The sequence below is a fragment of the Kitasatospora gansuensis genome (assembly GCF_014203705.1).
Classification (GTDB): domain Bacteria; phylum Actinomycetota; class Actinomycetes; order Streptomycetales; family Streptomycetaceae; genus Kitasatospora; species Kitasatospora gansuensis.
The window spans coordinates 1329319-1344394 of the sequence record NZ_JACHJR010000001.1; the positions used below are offsets into that span (position 1 = coordinate 1329319).

Consider the following 15076-nt stretch of genomic DNA (forward strand, 5'->3'; position numbering starts at 1 on the left):
GAGGGGGTGGCCGTACGGTTCGTAGAAATCGGCGCAGCCAGTACTACAGCGCGGCAGGCGGCAGACCGGTTGCGGCTGGCTAGATTGGTGGTCAGTCGAGCAGCGAGAGCGCGGGCAGGGTGAGGAAGTCGACGAACTCCTCGGCCAGCGAGACCTGCTCGAAGAGCTTGGCGGCCTCGTTCCAGCGCCCACCGGCGTACGCGGCGTCGCCCAACTCGGCCCGCAGCGCGGCGAGTTCCTCGGTCACGAGCCGGCGGACCAGCTCGGCGGTGGCCTTCTCGCCGGTGTCGGCCAGCACCACGTCGTTGTTGATCCACTGCCAGATCTGCGAGCGGGAGATCTCGGCGGTGGCCGCGTCCTCCATCATGTTGAAGATGCCGACCGCACCGAGGCCGCGCAGCCAGGCCTCGATGTAGCGGACGCCGACCTGGACGGCGTTGTGCAGACCTGCCTCGGTGCAACTGCCGCCCGCGCCCGCGATGTCCAGCAGCTGGGCGGGCGTCACCGGCTCGGCGGAGCCGGGGTTGTCCTTCTGGTTCGGCCGGTCGCCGAGCACCGCGTCGAAGCAGGCACGGGCGACCGGGACCAGGTCGGGGTGGGCGACCCAGGAGCCGTCGAAGCCGTTGCCGGCCTCGCGCTCCTTGTCCGCCTTGACCTTCTCCAGCGCGGCGGCGTTGACCTCGGGGTCGCGGCGGGACGGGATGAAGGCGGCCATGCCGCCGATCGCGTGCGCGCCGCGCTTGTGGCAGGTCTGCACCAGCAGCCGGGCGTAGGCCGCCATGAAGGGCGAGGTCATCCCGACCGTGTTGCGGTCCGGGAGGATGTAGTGCTCGCCGGCATCCCGGAAGTTCTTCACGATCGAGAACAGGTAGTCCCAGCGGCCCGCGTTGAGACCCGCGGCGTGGTCGCGCAGCTCGTAGAGGATCTCGTCCATCTCGAACGCGGCGGTGATGGTCTCGATCAGCACGGTGGCCCGGACGGTGCCGTGCGGGATGCCCAACTTCGCCTGGGCATGGGTGAAGACGTCGTTCCAGAGCCGGGCTTCCAGGTGGCTCTCGGTCTTCGGCAGGTAGAAGTACGGGCCCGAGTTCGGGTCCTCCGCGCCGCGCGCGATCAGCCGGGCGGCGTTGTGGAAGAAGTACAGGCCGAAGTCGAACAGGCCGCCGGAGACCGGGTTGCCGTCGACCAGCAGGTGGCTCTCGTCCAGGTGCCAGCCGCGCGGGCGGACCACCACGGTGGCCAGCTCGGCGGCGGGCTTGAGGGTGTAGGACTTGCCCGCGTCGGTGGCGAAGTCGATCCGGCCCTCGAAGGCGTCGATCAGGTTGACCTGGCCGCTGACCACGTTCTCCCAGGTGGGGGCGGTGGCGTCCTCGAAGTCGGCCAGCCAGATCTTCGCGCCGGAGTTGAGCGCGTTGATCACCATCTTGCGGTCGGTCGGCCCGGTGATCTCGACCCGGCGGTCCTGCAGCGCGCGCGGCGCCTCGGCCACCTTCCAGTCCCCGGCCCGCACGGCGGCGGTCTCCGGGAGGAAGTCGAGGGTGCCGGCGGCCGCGATCTCGGCGCGCCGGGTCTTCCGTCGGGCCAGGAGCTCCTGCCGGCGGCCTTCGAACGCGCGGTGGAGACCGACCACGAAGGCGACCGCCTCCGGAGTGAGCACCTCCTCGCTGCGGGGGACGCGCGGACCGGCGACAGTGACGACCGGAGCGGCGGGGGCGGCGCCGACGGGTCCCTGGTCTGCAGCCATGGCAGAACACTCCTTGGACAGTTGAGCCAACAGGGAAATTCCGGTGGGAACTTCCTCGATACCGACCCGCCTACTGGCGGGTTCGGTTCTGTAAGGTGGAGACTAGTTTCCGCGATACAGAATTTCAACGCTTTGTTGAGGTAGATCGCTGGGACTCTACTCCTCCTCCGACAGCGAAGGGAACGCCGGTGGCCAGCACCTCCGCCGCAGCACCCACAGGGGCCGACCGTGCCACCGGCGGCGTGCAGTCCGTCGAGCGCGCCTTCCAACTCCTCGAAGCCCTGGCCGACTCCGGCGGGGTGGCCACCCTGAGCGAGCTCTCCGCCACCTCCGGGCTGCCGATGCCGACCATCCACCGGCTGATTCGTACCCTCGTGGCGCAGGGCTATGTCCGCCAGGACACCGCCCGTCGCTACACCCTGGGCCCCCGGCTGATCCGGCTCGGCGAGACCGCGGGCCGCCTGCTCGGCAGCTGGGCCCGCCCGTACCTGGCCGAGCTGATGGAGGCCACCGGCGAGACCGCCAACCTGGCCGTGCTGGAGGGCGGCGAGGTGGTGTACGTCGGGCAGGTCCAGTCGCGCCGCTCGATGCGGATGTTCACCGAGGTCGGCCGCCGGGTGCAGCCGCACTGCACCGGAGTCGGCAAGGCGCTGCTGGCCCAGCTGGACGAGGCCGAGGCGCGCGGCGTGCTCGGCACCCAGCCGCTCCAGTCGCACACCCCGTACACCGTCACCGACCAGGGCGAGCTGTTCGCCCAGCTGGCCGTGGCCCGCGAGCGCGGCTACGTGGTGGACGACCAGGAGCAGGAGATCGGCGTCCGCTGCATCGCGGTCGCCGTCCCGGGCGCGCCGACCCCGACCGCGCTCTCGGTCTCCGGCCCCGAGGCCCGGATCCGCGCGCTGGAGGCGCAGGCGGGCAACACCGCGTTGGTCCCCGTGATGCGGCAGATCGCGAGCAGGCTCGGCCAGGTACTGGCCCCCTGACACACTCTGACGTTCCGACGGCCTGACGCCGGGTCAGTCCAGCATCAGCAGGCCGGCCTGGGACGCCGTCAGCTGAAAGACCGTGAGCTCCGGCTCGGCACCCACCTGGGTGAAGAGCCGGGGCGCGGCGGCCAGCTTCGGGTTGGACCTGACCGCCTCCAGCGCGGCCCGGTCCCGCCACAGGCTCTGCACCCGCCAGCGCCCGCCGGGGCCGCGCAGCAGCTCCGTCCTGATCAGCCCGTCCGGCAACGGGCCGGCCACCAGCTCGCGGTACGACGTCACCAACTCGGCCTCGCGGTCCGGCCCCACCACCGCGCTGACCTCACTCAAAACCTGTCCGGACACCGTCCTCACCTCCGTACGAATCCACGCTACGCCGATACAGTGCGTACCGGTGCGACTACGTTCGGCAGACAGGTGATGACGGTGACCAGATGGGTGATGGCGGGCCTGGCCGCTTCCGCGGCGCTGATGCTCGGCGCCACGACGGCGAGTGCGGTGCCCTCGAACTCCGACCTCGAGGTGGTCCGGCTGGACCCGGATCCGGCCCCGCCGGGCGGGACCACCACCGTGCACGGCTTCGTGGCCAACCTCGGCCCGCAGCGCACGGGCTCCTCGTTCACCGTGCTGATCGACCTGCCGGCCGGGTTCACCGCCGTGGGGCCGTACTTCCCGGCGAACTGCCGCTCCCTGTTCGGCCAGGTGGTGAGCTGTACCTTCCCCGCCGGTCTTGGCGCCCTGGAGACCGCGACCGCCCTGGTGCCGGTCCGGGTGAACGCCAACGTGCCCCACGGCACGGTGGCCGAGGGGCACGTCAGGGTGGTGAGCGTGGACGATCACAACGCCGCGAACGACCGTACGCCGTTCACGCTGACCGTCAGCTGAGGGTCCGGGTCAGCGGTACACGCGGACGTAGTCCGCGGCGAAGCTGATCGGCGCGGTGCCGGACGGTGCCGGGTGGTACTGCCCGGCACCCACCGAGAGGTTGAGGATCAGGTAGGCCGACCAGTCGGCGCCGACACCGGTGCCGTCGGAGAAGACCTTGGTCCCGTTCACGTACCAGTCGACGGAGTTGGCGCCGTAGTAGGTGCCGATGGTGACCCACTTGTCGTGGCCGACCGCGTTCGCGTCGGTGTAGTACTTCAGGCCGGACTTGACGTGGTTGGTCAGCTCCAGCAGCCCCGCGTTGTCCGGGTGGTACTCGAAGGAGTCGATCTCCCCGTTGCCGTTCTTCCAGGTCCACAGCGCGGGCCAGGCCCCGGAGCCGGCGGGCAGCTTGACCCGGGTCTCGGCGTAGTCGCCGGTCTTCACCTGGAAGCCCTGCGAGGAGTACTCGGTGGTGATCAGCCCGGTGTCCCAGGCCTGCTTGCCGCTCTCCAGGGTGTGGCTGGACGGCTTGGCGGTGAAGGTGGCCACGCCGCCGGAGACCGAGACGCCGCTGGTGTTCAGCCAGTCGAGCTTGTTGTCGTCCGGGTTGTGGTTGCCGTAGCGGTACGCGCTGCTGCGGTCGCCGACCCACTTGGAGCCCCAGGCGATCGGGCTGTCGAACTCGTCCGAGAAGGTGAGCGACTTGCCGGGGATCGGCGAGGTGCTCGGCGTGGGAGCCGGGGTCGGGGTCGGGGTGGGCGTCGGCGTCGGCGTCGGGACCGGCGTGGGCGTCGGCGTGACCGTGCCGCCGACGGTCAGCTTCTGCGACGGCAGGTTGTGCCAGCCACCGGAGTAGTCCTGCCAGAAGCCGAACTGGGTGTACGTCCCGGCGGGCAGCGTGCGGGCCGCACTGGTGAAGGTCACGCCGCTCGGGCAGATCTGCACGTTGCTCGCGTTGCCGGGGAAGTCGAGGTTCCGGCCGGCCGCGTCGCGGACGCCGACGCCGAGCGTCTTCGCGGTGAAGCAGGCGCTGGAGTGCACGGTCAGGCCCGCCTTGGCCGCGGTGTTCGCGGCCAGCGTGGTGGGGGTCAGCCGGTCCTGCGTGACGGTGGTGGCGGCCTGGGCCTGGCCGGCCAGACCGGTGGCGAACAGCGGTACGGCGACCAGGGCGGCCACACCGAGACGTGCGGGGGTAAGGGCGATACGCATGGGCAGGTCCTCGGCGACGCCTACGAGGTGAGCTGTCGGGTTCGGGCTGGAGGACTGCCCGGCCGCTGTGGGAGCGGCTTCACCCCGAGCGGGCCCGTACCGGAGCAGGGGGGACCGCAGACTGACCTGGTTCCCCCGCTCCTGCCCATGTTCGGTGATCGAGTACCCGACGCCGGGTGGGCAGGACTCGGCGTCCCGGCGGCGGGGCCCGCTCAGATGCGGACAACTCCATGCAGGCTAGGCAGGTCGTCCGTCCATCGACAACGAGACCTGTCTCACACGGCCTTCACGATCAGGCCAGCCAGGTCGTGATCTGAGTGGCGGCGGCCGGGGACCAGCCGAGTTCGAGGTGGTTGAGGCCGGTGAGCAGCTTGGTGGCGGCGACGGTGCCGATGCCGGTGGTGTCGAGGGCGCTGGCGGTGAGGACCAGGCCGTCGCTGGGGCCGCGGTTCTCGTTCAGCAGGCCGGGGAGGTCGGCGGAGCCGCCGGCCAGCAGGTAGGTGGGGACGCTCGCCGGGATGCCGGCCTGTTGCAGCGGCTTGATCAGCGAGCCCGCGTCGATGGCGGCCTGGATGCCCTGGCCGGAGGTGTAGTAGCCCTGGCCGCCGTAGTAGGTGGTCCACCAGTCCTGGGTGAGCTGGTCGACGCCGTACAACCCGTCCCAGCGGGCCAGGAGTTGGCGTTGGCCGGGGAAGCAGTCGTAGCCGCCGGTGGGCAGCACGCCGAGGCAGGGCTGCGCGGTGTAGGTGCCGTAGCAGGTCATGTAGAGGTGCGGGGAGGGCGCGTTGGCGGTGCCGCCGCAGGCGGGCCAGGTGGCCAGCGAGAAGCTCCAGCCGTGGGCGTAGACGTAGTCGAGACCGCCGTGCGGACCGCCGAGGGTGATCAGGCGGCGGACGTCACCGGCGTAGCCGCGTCCCCAGGACGGGCGGACCGAGGAGACGTAACTGCGGGCCGCCACCTCGCCCTTGCTCCAGGCGACCACGTCCGCCTGCGCCACGCCGAGCCGGTCCCGGATCAACGCCAGGGCGTCGCCGACCACTTGGGCCTGCATCAGGTTGTCGCCGTGCTTGTGGGCGAAGTTGACCGCGAAGACCCGGTGCCCGGCGGCGGCCAGCTGCTGTGCCAGGCCGGTCGAAGGACAGCCGGACGCCCCGCAGTTGCCGCTCTCGGCGGGGTTGGCCCAGGCCCGGTCGGCGTTGTCGTTGGCGCCGTGCACCAGCAGGACGGCGGAGCCCGTACCGGTGCTCCAGCCGGCGGCGGAGTAGAGCAGGAAGCGGGCCGAGGAGGGGCGCTTGACGCCGCCGAAGTACGTCAGCCGGGCGCCGTCCTGGTCGCCCCGGCCGTCGGCCGGGTACTGCTCGGTGCGGAAGCCCGGGGTGCTGTCGTAGTAGCGCTCGACCTTGGCCCAGCCGTTGCCCGGCGAGCCGAAGGTGGCCTCCAGGCTCAGGTACCCGGGTGGTGCGGCGGCGGCCGGGCCGAGCCCGAGGGCCAGCGCGGCGACGGTCAGCAGCAGGACGAACAGACGTCTCATGGTGGGCTCCGTGGGGGTGCGGCACAGGGGTCAGCACACCGTAGGAGCAGGGGCACCGTTCACCCATGTGACGAACACACATCCGGCACTTCGGTCGCATGGCGGTACGCCACAAGTCACCCGAGTTCCACGGCAGTTACGCGCGGGTGAAGTGTTGCCGCAGCACTTCCGCAGCGGTCTGACATGCCCTCACAATGACAGCCATGCGAATCACTCTACGCGCGTTGAAGACCCGCGCCGCCTCCGTCGCCGTCGTCGGCCTGGTCACCCTCGCCCCCACCGCCGTGTTCGCCACCGACGCCTCCGCCACGGTCAGCGGCAGCATCTGTCTGACGGCACTCCCGAGCCAGGGCCGGGACACCATCAGGCTGATCGACGCGGGCGGCCCGTTCCCCTACAGCCAGGACGGCATCGTCTTCCAGAACCGGGAGAGCGTGCTGCCCTCCCAGTCACTGGGCTACTACCACGAGTACACCGTCAAGACGCCGAACGTCTCCACCCGCGGCGCCCGACGGATCGTCACCGGCAAGGTCTTCCACGAGGACTACTACACCGCCGACCACTACGCGACCTTCCGCAAGGTCAACTTCGGCTGCTGACCCGCCCATCCGCCGTGTCCCGCTCCACCGGACCTTCCCGGTGGAGCGGGCCGGTCAGCGCGCGGTCAGCCCCTGCTGGATCGCCAGCACCGCCAGCCGCACTCGGTTCGGGCTGCCGGTCTTGGTCATCAGGTTCGACACGTGCGTCTTCACCGTGGTGATCCCGATGTGCATCCGTTCGCCGATCTCGGTGTTGGACAGCCCCTCCGCGACCAGCCGGAGCACCTCCCGCTCGCGGTCCGTGAAGTGCGGCGCCTCGCGTCGCCGGTCGTCCTCGGTGTCCCAGGCCGTGGCGGCCCGGGACACCACCCGCCGCAGCACGCTGGAGCTGTACGGGCTCTCCCCCTGGACCGCCCGGCGGATCGCGTCCAGCACCGACTCCGGGGACACGTCCTTGGCCAGGAAACCGCAGGCCCCCGCGCTGAGCGCCGGGTAGAGCCGGTCGTCGTCGTCGAAGGTGGTCAGCACCACCACCCGGGTGGCGGGCCGCACCCGGAGAATCTGACGGGTCGCCATGATGCCGTCCATCCCGGGCATGTGCAGGTCCATCAGGACCACGTCCGGCTGCAGCCGCTCGGTCAGCCGCAGCGCCTCCGCGCCGTTCACCGCCTCACCGGCCACCGTGATGTCCGCCGTGGACTCGCAGAGCATCCGCACACCCGCCCGCACCAGCTGCTGGTCGTCGGCGATCAGCACACTGATCACAGCCGGCTCCGAACCGGTGCCGCCGAGGCGGGCAGGCTGGCGGTGAGCCGCCAACCGCCGGGCACCTTCCCGACGTCGATGGTGCCGCCGACCAGCGCGACCCGTTCGCGCATGCCGAGCAACCCGTAGCCGGGGCCGTCCTGGTGCGGCAGGTCCAGCCCGGCCGGCCCGTTCCGGCGCGGCAGATCGTTCTCCAGGTCCAGCTGCAAAGTCCCCTCCTCCATCCCCACCCGGAGCCGCACGGCGGCGTCCGGCCCGGCGTGCTTGGTCACGTTCGCCAGCCCCTCCTGGACCAGCCGCAGCACGGTCAGGCTCCGGATCGCGTCCAACTCCGAGATCCGCGGGCCGATTTCGGCCTCGATCTTCAGCCCGGCCTGCCGGGACCGTTCGACCACTCCCTGCACGGCGGCCGGCAGGCCGGTGGCCTCCGCGAGCAGCGGCTCCAGGTGCTGGGGCGGCAGGTCGTGGCCGACCGGCTCGCGCAGGGCGGCGAGCAGTCGCCGCAGGTCGGTGAGCGCGGTGGTGGCACTCGCGTGCACGTCGTCCAGCACCTCGGCGAGCCGCTGGTCGGTCCGGGGCAGGACGTGCCGCGCCACGCCCACCCGGAGCACCGTGGAGGCCAGATGGTGCGCCACCATGTCGTGCAACTCCCGGGCGATCGCCGCCCGTTCACCCATCCTGGCACCCCATTCGGCGATGTCCCGGCTGTGCTCGGCCTCCCGGGCGCGCTCCTGGGCGGTGCGGGTCGCCAACTCCGCCGAGCGGATGTAGCCGGCCAGCAGCACCGGGACGCTGACGATCACCGCCGCCCGGTAGAGGGCGGATCCGATGCCGTCGGCGGTATGACCGGCGGAGACCAGCTGAGCGGCCATCAGCGCCACCGCGGCCACCGTCGTGGATCGGCCCCACCGGCGCACCGCCAGTTCGAACAGCGCGGCGCTGGCGCCGACCTTGACCTCGACCAGCACCACCGGTGCGGACAGCTCGGCCAGCGCCAGCATCCCGGCCTGGCCGAGCGCCACCGGCAGCAGACGGAAGCCGCCGAGCGAGGCCAGCACCAGCACAGCCAGGCCGACGAACCAGTCCATCGCCCCCAGTTCGGCGGGCGTCCGCAGGAGCAGCAGATAGCCCAGGCCGAAGGCCACCAGTGCCAGCCGCATCGGCCCGAACCGGCGGTTCTTGAAGAGACGTCCGATCAACTCACGCGCCACAGCTGAGACTTTACGGCGGCGGCCGCCTTTCATGATCCTCCCCCAGGGGGAGGGCAGTCTCCTCCTTCAGGCCACCCGGCCGGCCCTTCGGGCCGCCCGTTCCGACCGGTCGCCCGAGGCACCCGCGCCCCTCCCGCCGGAAGTCTGGACACGTCCACACTCCACCTCTGAAGGAGCGCCCAAGTGATCGCGTCAATCGGGAGATTCGCCGCCGCGAACCGGCGGTGGGTCATCACAGCTGCGGTCCTGTTCACCCTGCTGGCCGGCGGCTGGGGCACCGGTGTGTTCGGTGCCATCACGGGCGGGGCCGGGTTCGACGACCCGGCCAGCCCGTCGGTCAAGGCGGACCAGGTGCTCGCCGGACCGCTCGGCCGGCAGGCCGACGACGTCGTGGTGATGTACCGCAGCGCCGACCGTCCGGTCACCGACCCGTCCCTCGCCGGACCGATCCAGGCGGCCGTGGCCGCCGTGCCCCGCACCGACCTGGAGCGGGTGGACACCTACTGGTCCACCGGCGGCGACCCGGACTTCCTCAGCAAGGACGGCCACGCCACCTATGTGGCCCTGCAGTTCAGGTCCTCGGACGACCAGGAGCGGGTCAAGGCCCTGCAGGCCGTCCGGGACAGCTTCGAAGTCCCGGGCACCGACGTCCGGTTCGGCGGCGTCACCGCGATGACGGAGCAGGTCAACGGGCTGACGGGGAAGGGCATCGGGCGGGCCGAGCTGCTCTCGGTGCCGCTGTTGCTGGTGCTGCTGGTCCTCATCTTCCGCAGTGCCGTCGCCGCCTCCATCCCGCTGGCCGTCGGCGCGGTGGTGGCCCTCGGGTCCTTCGCGGTGCTCCGCGTGCTCACCCTCGTGGTCCCCGTCTCGAGCAGCGTGATCAACGTGATCACCATCCTCGGGCTCGGACTCGCCATCGACTACGCGCTGTTCATGGTCAACCGGTTCCGGGAGGAACTCGCCGCGGGAGCGTCGGTGGACGCCGCCGTCGAGCGCACCAGCGCCACCGCGGGCCGCACGGTGGCCTTCTCCGGCCTGGCGGTCGCCATCTCCTTCACGGGCCTGACGCTCTTCCCGTCCCGCTTCCTGAGCTCGATGGGCTACGCGGGCGTCTCCGTGGTCGCCTTCGCGGTGATCGCCTCGCTGACCCTGCTCCCCGCGCTGCTCCGCGTCGCCGGCCACCGGATCAACTCCTGGCGGGTACCGATGCCGTGGGACCGGCGGGGCGCAGCGCTCCGGCCGGAGAGCCACGGCCGGTGGTACCACGCGGCCAAGGTCGTGATGCGCCGTCCGCTGCTCACCACGCTCGCGGCGGTCGCCCTGCTGGTCGGCCTGGGGGCGCCGTTCCTGGGCGTCAACTGGGCGCGCCCGGGCGACTGGGTGCTGCCCAGCAGCGCCGACGCCCGGGTCGTCACCCAGCAGTTCGGTACGGACTTCCGGCAGGACCCGACCAGGACCGTCACCGCCGTCGTCACGCTCCCGAGCCCCGCGAGCGGCCAGACCGGCCCGCTCGGCGAGTACGCCGCCCGGTTGAACTCGGTGCCCGGTGTGCGGGACGCCACGGTGACCAACACCCACGAGAACCTGGCCCGGATCACCGCGTACTACTCGATGGACCCGATGTCCAGGGAAGCCCGCACCATGGTGGACGGCCTGCGGGCCCAGACACCGCCGCCGGCTGCCACCACCCGGTTCACCGGCATGCCCGCCTCCCGGGTGGACATCGTCGACATGATCGGCTCCCGGGCACCGTGGATGGCCCTGTTCGTCGCGGTGGTCTCCTCACTGGTGCTCTTCCTGGCCTTCGGCTCGGTGACCATCCCGCTCAAGTCGGTGCTGCTGAACCTGCTGTCACTGTCGGCAGCCTTCGGCGCGATCAAGCTGATCTTCCAGGACGGATATCTGCACGACCTGCTCGGCTTCACCCCGATCGGCGCGATCGACGCCAACTTCCCGGTGCTGATCGTGGCGATCGCCTTCGGCCTGGCGATGGACTACGAGGTCCTCCTGCTCTCCCGGATCAAGGAGAGCTACGACCGCACCGGCGATCCGGACGAGTCCATCGCGCTCGGCCTGCAGCGGACCGGAAAGCTCATCACAAGTGCCGCTCTGCTGCTGGTGGTTGTCGTCTGCGGTTTCCTGGCCTCGTCCGTCGCCTTCCTGCAGATGATCGGCGTCGGCCTGGTGATCGCCATCGTGGTGGACGCGACCCTGGTCCGGGCCGTGCTCGTCCCGGCGACGATGAAACTGCTGGGGCACCGGGCCTGGTGGGCACCGGCTCCGCTGACGCGGATCCGGCGGCGTCGTGGTTCCCGGTGACCTGACGTCGGCTCTTTACGGGTGATTTACAGCCGGGTACGCTCCCTGAAACATCTTGCGGCAACTTGCGCAAGACGGAGCGTCAACTCCCGGTCGGTGGCGTGCGCCGCGGTGCCCTCCCCAGGCACTGTGCTGTCGCCGGGTGCTCCTCTCCCCCACCCACCAGGCACCGAGGAGTCCATCCGTGGACCGTAAAGCCGCACGCCGCCACCCACATCAGCGAAATCCGCTGCTCGCCGTCCTGGCGATCGTCGCCGGACTGGTCGCCACCCTGCTGCCCGCGATTACCGCGCAGGCCGCCGGGACCGCCACCGTGTACTACAAGCCCACCGCCTCCTGGGCCTCCGTCAACCTGCACTGGGCTCCGGCCGGCGGCAGTTGGACCACCTCGCCCGGCACCGCCATGGACGCGAGCTGCTCGGGCTGGTTCAAGAAGACCGTCGAGCTGGGCTCCGCCGCCACGCTGACCGCCGCCTTCAACAACGGCTCCGGCAGCTGGGACAACAACGGCGGCGCCAACTACCGGCTGAGCAGCGGGATCAGCGCCGTCACCGGCGGCCAGGTCAGCACCACCGACCCGTGCGCGGCCGCCACCCCCACCTCGGCCACGGTCTTCTACTGGACCGCGAGCAAGAACTGGTCGGCGTACTACCTGCACTGGGCCGCCACCGGCGGCAGCTGGACCACCTCGCCCGGTACCCGGCTCGCCGCGGCCTGCACCAACTGGGTCAAGCTGACCGTCGACCTGGGCACCGCCGCCACCTGGCAGGCGACCTTCAACAACGGCTCCGGTACCTGGGACAACAACGGCGGCGCCAACTACCAGTTGGGCACCGGCGCGATCACCGTCAAGGACGGCGTGGTGGCCCACAGCGACCCATGCGGCAGCACCACCCCGGACCCGACGCCGACGCCCACGCCGTCCCCCACGGCCTCCGCCACCGTCTGGTACGCCACGAGTACGGTCGGCTGGTCCACCGTCAACCTGCACTGGGCGCCCACCGGCGGCAGCTGGACCACCAGCCCCGGCGTCGGTATGACGGCCGCCTGCACCGGCTGGGTGAAGAAGACCGTCAGCCTGGGCACCGCCACCGGCTGGCAGGCGACCTTCAACAACGGCAACGGCGTCTGGGACAACAACAACGGCGTCAACTACCAACTGGGCAGCGGCAACAGCACCGTCAAGGACCGGACCGTGACGGCCGCCGCCACCGACCCGTGCGCCGCCGTGGTGCCGGACACCACCGCGCCGACCGCCCCCACCGGCGTGAGCGCCGTCGCCTCCGGCACGGGCACCGTGCTGACCTGGAACCCCGCCACCGACAACACCGGGGTGACGGGCTATCAGATCACCCGCACCGGCGGCAGCAAGGGCAGCTCGGTGGTCGACACCGGCTCGACGGTGTACTCGCAGAGCGGGCTGGAGCCCACCACCGCGTACTGCTGGACCGTCAGGGCCCGCGACGCGGCAGGCAACCTCTCCGCCGCCTCGGCCGAGTCCTGCGCCACCACCGGTACGGCCGAGCCCGCCCCGGCCGGCGGCACGCCGCTGGGTGGCGACCCGCGCAAGGACCCGATCTACTTCGTGCTGACCGCCCGGTTCAACGATGGTGACAGCGCCAACAACCGGGGCGGCAGCCAGGACGTGAAGTCCGGCAACGCGGCCAACAACGACCCGATGTTCCGGGGCGACTTCAAGGGCCTGGTGCAGAAGCTCGACTACGTCAAGGGCCTCGGCTTCTCGGCGATCTGGATCACGCCGGTGGTGCTGAACCGCTCGGACTACGACTTCCACGGCTACCACGGGTACGACTTCTACAAGGTGGACCCACGGCTGGAGTCGGCCGGCGCCTCGTACCAGGACCTGATCAACGCGGCGCACGCCAAGGGCATCAAGATCTACCAGGACGTGGTCTACAACCACAGCTCGCGCTGGGGCGCCAAGGGCCTGTTCACCCCGACCGTCTACGGGGTCAGGGACAGCCAGTGGAGCTGGTACTACGACGCCCCGAACGCGGGCTTCGAGTACGACGGCCTCACCGTCGACCCGGTCTCCGGCAAGTCGTACTACAACGGCGACCTCTGGTCGACCGCCGAGCCGAGCGGCAACACCTGCCTCAACTGGGGGAAGCCGACCGGCGCGAAGAGCCCCGAGGGCTACACCATCTACAGCTGCCAGTGGCCCGGTGCCACCACCGGCATGTTCCCCAAGGCGCTCTACCACCAGTGCTGGATCGGCAACTGGGAGGGCGAGGACTCCCGTTCCTGCTGGCTGCACGAGGACCTGGCGGACTTCAACACCGAGAGCCCGGTGGTGCAGCAGTACCTGATCGGCGCGTACAACAAGTACATCGACATGGGCGTGGACGGCTTCCGGATCGACACCGCCGTGCACATCCCCCGGGTGACCTGGAACCGCCGCTTCCTGCCCGCGATCTACGAGGAGGTCGGCCGGAAGTTCGGCGCCGCGAAGGCCGCGGACTTCTTCGTCTTCGGTGAGGTCGGCGCCTTCGTCAACGACCGGTGGAACCGAGGGTCCGTCAACCACTCCGCGCAGTTCTTCACCTGGAAGGAGCGCAAGGAGTACACCTCGGACGACGTGCAGGCGGCGCTCGACCAGTTCAGCTACGAGAACACCATGGGCACCGGCAACCAGCCCGTCTCCGACAACGCCTTCCTGGCCGGGAACGCCTACCACGCGCCGGACAAGAGCCGGTTCAGCGGCATGAACATCATCGACATGCGCATGCACATGAACTTCGGTGACGCCTCGAACGCCTTCAACAACGGCAAGGACTCCGACGACTCCACCAACGACCCGACGTACAACGTGGTCTACGTGGACAGCCACGACTTCGGCCCGAACAAGTCCAGCACCCGGTACGCCGGGGGCACCGACGCCTGGGCCGAGAACATGGCGCTGATGTGGACCTTCCGCGGCATCCCGACGCTCTACTACGGCTCCGAGATCGAGTTCCAGGCCGGGAAGCAGATCGACTGCGGCCCGACCTGCCCGCTGGCCACCACCGGCCGGGCGTACTACGGCGACAAGGTGGCCGGAGAGGTGACGGCCGGTGACTTCTCGGTGGTCTCCTCGGCCTCGGGGGCGGTGGCGACCACGCTCCAGCAGCCGCTGGTCAAGCAGCTGCAGCGGCTGAACCAGATCCGCCGCGCCGTCCCTGCCCTCCAGCAGGGCCAGTACTCCACCCAGGGCGTGACCGGCGACATGGCCTTCAAGCGCCGCTACACCTCGGGCGGCGTGGACAGCTTCGCGCTGGTCGCGGTCACCAACGCGGCCACCTACACCGGGATCCCGAACGGCACCTACAAGGACGCCGTCACCGGCGACGTCAAGGTGGTCTCGAACGGCACCCTCTCGGTGGCCGCCGCCGGCAAGGGCAACCTGCGGGTGTACGTGCTCGACCTCGGCGGCAGCAACGCGGCCCCGGGCAAGGTCGGCACGGACGGGCCGTACCTGAGGTAAACCGGTGAACGGACCGATGGTCCGATAGGTTGGTGGGTGCGGTCACGGCGACCGCACCCACCTGCCGCTTCACCCAGACGAGGACTCATGACCGCGCCCCTGCCCGCGTTCGCCGGCCACACCTACCTGTTCCAGGTCGACAACGGCGCCGCCTTCCGCAACACCTACTCGGCGGACGGCCTCCGGCTGCGCTGGGACGGCCTCGGCGAGTCGGCCGGCCAGTGGGAGGACGTCGAGCTGCACGTCGCCCAGGTCGCCCAGGACATCTACTTCGTCAGCTGGACGGAGAAGAGCGGAATCACCGTCAGCCACGTGATGGACCTGGCCGCGATGACCGTCCGCGCCTTCTGGACGTACGAGGGCGAGGGCGGCCGGGTCGGCGAGCTGCACACCGGGACCCTGAAGGCGGAGGCCTGATCCACCC

General features: G+C 70.7%; 12 protein-coding genes and 1 riboswitch. Of the genes, 6 read left to right on the forward strand and 6 right to left on the reverse strand.

Features of this window, described 5'->3' with window-relative positions; translation table 11 throughout:
- Positions 1–91 precede the first annotated feature (91 nt).
- The gene (gene aceB, locus F4556_RS06090; protein WP_184912266.1) at positions 92–1744 is read right to left on the reverse strand and encodes a malate synthase A; all 1653 of its coding nucleotides are present in this window, start codon (positions 1742–1744) and stop codon (positions 92–94) included.
- A 188-nt stretch (positions 1745–1932) separates the two neighbouring features.
- On the opposite strand from aceB, the gene F4556_RS06095 reads away from it, so the two are divergent.
- Positions 1933–2727, forward strand: a complete 795-nt coding sequence (locus F4556_RS06095) for an IclR family transcriptional regulator (RefSeq protein ID WP_184912268.1) — start codon at positions 1933–1935, stop codon at positions 2725–2727.
- Positions 2728–2760: 33 nt separating this feature from the next.
- Here F4556_RS06095 and F4556_RS06100 read toward each other — a convergent pair whose 3' ends face one another.
- Positions 2761–3072 carry an antibiotic biosynthesis monooxygenase gene (locus tag F4556_RS06100; protein ID WP_184912270.1) on the reverse strand — a complete coding sequence of 104 codons (312 nt, stop codon included), beginning with the start codon at positions 3070–3072 and terminating at the stop codon, positions 2761–2763.
- A gap of 81 nt (positions 3073–3153) precedes the next feature.
- Between F4556_RS06100 and F4556_RS06105 the strand changes: the two genes are divergently transcribed.
- Complete coding sequence (locus F4556_RS06105) at positions 3154–3612, forward strand: hypothetical protein (protein WP_184912271.1); 459 nt, start codon at positions 3154–3156, stop codon at positions 3610–3612.
- A gap of 9 nt (positions 3613–3621) precedes the next feature.
- Here the strand turns inward: F4556_RS06105 and F4556_RS06110 are convergent, their stop codons facing one another.
- Positions 3622–4803: a glycoside hydrolase family 16 protein gene (locus F4556_RS06110; RefSeq protein WP_184912273.1), complete on the reverse strand. Its 1182-nt coding sequence runs from the start codon at positions 4801–4803 to the stop codon at positions 3622–3624.
- A gap of 2 nt (positions 4804–4805) precedes the next feature.
- A riboswitch (cyclic di-AMP (ydaO/yuaA leader) is annotated at positions 4806–4970 on the reverse strand.
- 125 nt (positions 4971–5095) lie between these two features.
- Entirely contained in the window at positions 5096–6334 is a 1239-nt protein-coding gene (locus F4556_RS06115) for an esterase/lipase family protein (protein WP_184912275.1), read from the reverse strand.
- 203 nt (positions 6335–6537) lie between these two features.
- Between F4556_RS06115 and F4556_RS06120 the strand changes: the two genes are divergently transcribed.
- Entirely contained in the window at positions 6538–6933 is a 396-nt protein-coding gene (locus F4556_RS06120; RefSeq protein ID WP_184912276.1) for a guanyl-specific ribonuclease, read from the forward strand.
- 54 nt (positions 6934–6987) lie between these two features.
- On the opposite strand, the gene F4556_RS06125 is transcribed toward F4556_RS06120, so the two are convergent.
- Together F4556_RS06125 and F4556_RS39360 are read right to left on the reverse strand one after the other, a co-directional pair.
- On the reverse strand, positions 6988–7638 hold the full coding sequence (locus tag F4556_RS06125; protein WP_184912278.1) for a response regulator: 651 nt from the start codon (positions 7636–7638) through the stop codon (positions 6988–6990).
- A complete protein-coding gene (locus F4556_RS39360) occupies positions 7635–8849 on the reverse strand; it encodes a sensor histidine kinase (protein WP_184912280.1) in 1215 nt (404 codons plus the stop codon). The genes F4556_RS06125 and F4556_RS39360 overlap by 4 nt, the downstream gene beginning before the upstream one ends.
- A 183-nt stretch (positions 8850–9032) precedes the next feature.
- On the opposite strand from F4556_RS39360, the gene F4556_RS06135 reads away from it, so the two are divergent.
- From F4556_RS06135 to F4556_RS06145, 3 genes are all read left to right on the forward strand, one after another.
- Positions 9033–11168, forward strand: coding sequence for an MMPL family transporter (locus F4556_RS06135; RefSeq protein WP_184912282.1), 2136 nt, complete (start codon positions 9033–9035; stop codon positions 11166–11168).
- A gap of 184 nt (positions 11169–11352) precedes the next feature.
- The gene (locus F4556_RS06140) at positions 11353–14652 is read left to right on the forward strand and encodes a carbohydrate binding domain-containing protein (protein ID WP_313068180.1); all 3300 of its coding nucleotides are present in this window, start codon (positions 11353–11355) and stop codon (positions 14650–14652) included.
- Between the two features lie 87 nt (positions 14653–14739).
- Positions 14740–15069, forward strand: coding sequence for a phenolic acid decarboxylase (locus tag F4556_RS06145; protein ID WP_184912284.1), 330 nt, complete (start codon positions 14740–14742; stop codon positions 15067–15069).
- The last annotated feature ends 7 nt before the right edge of the window (positions 15070–15076 follow it).